The 688-nt window shown below is 67.0% G+C and carries 1 protein-coding gene; it reads right to left on the minus strand.

What is annotated here, in order from left to right; genetic code table 11:
• Positions 1–688: MurR/RpiR family transcriptional regulator (locus DNK89_RS23410; protein ID WP_238990912.1), on the minus strand; the 688-nt coding region annotated here is incomplete at both ends.

A 688-nucleotide genomic window follows, 5' to 3' on the forward strand; every position in this document is an offset into this window, starting at 1 on the left:
GACGTCCGCGAGGGCTGCCAAAGGCGTGTCGTACTGGTTGGTGATGGCAATCAGCGAAGCGCCGGCCGATGACGCCGCATCGGCAACGGCAAGCGTGGATGACGTGCGGCCAGTCGAACTGACGGCGATGACGACGTCCTCGGCGCCCAGGAGCCGCGCCGCAATCATGGCCGACAAGTGATCGGTGATGCCTACCGTCATCACGCCGACCGCGCGCAGACGGAAGACAGCATCGGCGGCCACCGTCGAGGAAGGGCCGGCACCGAACGCAAAGACCTGCCGCGCGCGCTGGATCAAACCCACGGCCTTATCCAGCGCAGGGAGTTCGATGGCCCCGCCCAGCGCAGTGAGTGCATCGGCGCCGGCACGGATGGAGGTTTCCAGCACGGAGCCCGACGTCGCATCCGCGCTGAGCACTTCGGGCGGAGCGAAGAACCGGGCTGTGCCGCGGGCACGGGCTATCTCGATCTTCAGCTCGGCAAAGCCGCTGAACCCAAGCGCACGCGCCGCGCGGATCACCGTTGGCGGCGAAACGCCGGCCTGGGCGGCAACCTGAGCGGTCGTGCTGACGCCAACAAACAAAGGATCGGTGAGCAGCAGATCGACAACCTTCGCCTCGCTCGCGGCGAGGTCGCCGCTTCGCGCTTGAATGCTGCCGATCCATTGCTGCAATCGGCGCTCGCCTTCT

Source organism: Acidovorax sp. ST3 (assembly GCF_003231145.1).
In the GTDB taxonomy this organism is placed as follows: Bacteria; Pseudomonadota; Gammaproteobacteria; order Burkholderiales; family Burkholderiaceae_C; genus Acidovorax.